The organism is Methylophaga sp. UBA1464 (assembly GCF_002325665.1).
Taxonomy (GTDB): domain Bacteria; phylum Pseudomonadota; class Gammaproteobacteria; order Nitrosococcales; family Methylophagaceae; genus Methylophaga.
In genome coordinates this window covers 1-2,644 of sequence record NZ_DCSO01000024.1, presented here as the reverse complement: position 1 = coordinate 2,644, position 2,644 = coordinate 1, and the positions used below count along the sequence as shown (strand labels likewise).

Annotated in this window: 3 protein-coding genes and 1 pseudogene; all 4 read right to left on the bottom strand. The window is 45.0% G+C overall.

The annotated features are described in order from the left end of the window. Positions 1 to 806 (bottom strand): annotated as a pseudogene (locus tag B3O33_RS02465) (diguanylate cyclase); the annotation flags it as partial. Positions 807 to 871: 65 nt separating this feature from the next. After that, a complete protein-coding gene (locus B3O33_RS02460; RefSeq protein ID WP_292361680.1) occupies positions 872 to 1,237 on the bottom strand; it encodes a TraR/DksA family transcriptional regulator in 366 nt (121 codons plus the stop codon). Next, positions 1,237 to 2,100 (bottom strand): universal stress protein, encoded by an 864-nt coding sequence (locus B3O33_RS02455; RefSeq protein ID WP_292361679.1) that lies wholly within the window; start codon positions 2,098 to 2,100, stop codon positions 1,237 to 1,239. The genes B3O33_RS02460 and B3O33_RS02455 overlap by 1 nt, the downstream gene beginning before the upstream one ends. A gap of 19 nt (positions 2,101 to 2,119) precedes the next feature. Next, a partial coding sequence (locus B3O33_RS02450; protein ID WP_292362857.1) for an STAS domain-containing protein occupies positions 2,120 to 2,644 on the bottom strand: 525 nt, incomplete at its 5' end.

Genomic DNA, 2,644 nt, shown 5'->3' with positions numbered 1-2,644 from the left:
AGCTGCTGCTCACCGGCAATCGCTATGGATAGGGAAGCCTTAACATTAATACTGCGTAAATACTGCTGATGATAAGCCGACAAAGCTCTCAGAATTCCCGGTGTCAAATCCACCACCGGAAGATCAATTTCATTTGAAGCAGGTATCAGGCCGACTATCTCTGCATCGACATCGGCAATGCTGCGCATTGGGTTAACGGTATAACGTGCTCTGACTTCCAACGGGATATCGCTGGCAGGAAACCGGAAGTTCATTAAGCTTTTATCGGGATCCCGACATTCTTCTGCAATAGCCGTCCGCTGCCAGTGCGTATCAAACTGACAAAGCAATACGCGATCATAGCCGGTCACCGCCTGCACACTCTGCACCAGCATTTGTTGCAATTGACCTATTTCCTGAACCTGTGCCAGACGGGTCAGCCACTCATTCACAATGGGCATTAAACGTTGTTCGCCGGAACGTGAGAGTGATTCAAACTCCACCACAATAGAATCATCACTGCGATAAGCCACCACGTAAAAACGCTGATAGGAACCGCTTACCTGGCGGTTGATGATGAGTGCTGCAGATAAACGGGAATTTTTAGCAAGCGTTTGCTGTAATCGCTGTTGTAATTTGCCACCCAGAATATCTCTTGGCGACGATGCAAGTGCCGCTTCAATGGAAACACCCAGTATTTGCTGCAAATTTTCGCTGACTTGTAAAATTTCAAGCAGGTCACCATCAAATCGAATTAAACAACCGAAAGGCTGAATTCCTTCAATCATAATCGCTGGATGATGCTGATCTTCGATTGTGTTGCCCAAAGAAATTCTCCAGTTCAGGGCCAGTTACTGAAATTGTAGGCTAATAACGGTTAAAAATCAGAACATTAGTCGGAGTTTTTATCTGCGCATTTTAGACACCGGGTAACAGTAGGATCAAAAGTCAATCTAGCCTCTGTGATGGGTTCATCACAAAGATAACAAAAACCAAAATCATCATTATTTATGCGATTTAAAGCGCCTTCTATGGCTTGCAGTTTTCGTTTAAGCCGGCGCTGAACTTCAATTGCAAGCTGTTGATCCTGCAACGCATCCATGCGTGACAAACGCCCCATCTTGGACTGATCAAGCTCTACCACCTGAGGTGGGTCCTCAGTAAGTGAATGCTCTACTTCCTGTTTGAGCAAAAATAATCGTTGTCGATAATTTTCCAACTGCACAATATTCATTTGATTAATGAAAAGTACTTCCATTAACGCAGCAACAGGATTGGGATATCACTCATCCTGACCATCTTGGCGGTATTGCTGCCTACCAGAAACTGACGAATGCGCGAATGCCCATAAGCACCCATTACCATTAAATCAATATTATTATCACGTTGATACTGATGCAGGGAAGGTTGAACCGCACCTTGTAATAGCGCAGTAGAAGCCTCAAAACCTGCAGCGTTAAGACGTTGTTTTGCCGTTTCTAACTGTGATTTATGATTCGTGTCATCTTCAGCTACCATCACGATATGGCATTCCAAACCTTTTAACAAATCACTCACAGCGACTTTTTCCAGAGCTTTGTTAGAGGTGGCGCTGCCATCATAAGCAATCATAAACCGCTGCGGAACATTGAAATCTGGCAAGGTAATTAGAATTGGTTTGTTTAATGCCCGGATCACATTTTCCAGATGACTCCCCAGACTATGTGTTTCATTTTCATGTGCCTGGCCTTGACGACCTAACACCAGAACCCGGGTATCATCCTGCAGATCAGATAAAGTTTCCATCAATCCGCCATGGCGTTGATGCGTGGTCACTTCAACCGCACCATGTTGCTGGGCCAGTGCTCGGGCATCCTGCAAAATGTTTTTGCCGTGCTCCAACGCCAGGCGCCCCCGTTTTTCATCGAGCTCAACCAATTCTTCCAATAGATTCTCGCGACTGCCAAGGCCAATATTGCCTGACAGATTCTTTTTTCTGTTTTCAGCCGTGGGATATTCGGTTTTATCCAATACATGCAACAAATCCACTGGTGCTTTTAACTTGTAGCTTACCCAAGCCGAAGCTTTACAGACTGCGGGCGAAGTTATTGAGCCATCAATACAGGCTATTATTTTTGTCATCTCTCTCAATCCTCTATTTTTAGTGACCGGCGAGTATTTTTTCGACTTCTTCCGGTTTATCGTGTACACCAAATCTGTCCACAATAGTTGCAGTGGCTTCATTCATACCAACCAGTTCCACTTCAGTACCTTCACGACGGAATTTGATCACGACCTTGTCCAGGGCCGAAACAGAGGTGATATCCCAAAAGTGGGCATGGCTCAAATCAATCTCGACGGTATCCAGTGCTTCTTTAAAATCAAATGCGGCAGCAAATTTATCCGATGAGGCAAAGAAGATTTGCCCACGGATTTCATAACGTCGCTTGGTATCCTGCTCACTGAGATCGCTTTTGACCACCATAAAGTGGGCAACTTTATTGGCAAAGAACAAGGCGGCAAGTAACACACCAACAAACACACCAATGGCCAGATTATGTGTTGCAACAACAACAATAACCGTCACCACCATAACGATGTTGGTAGAAAGCGGATGTTTTTTCAGATCACGTATTGATGCCCATGAAAAGGTACCGATTGAAACCATGATCATCACCGCCACCAG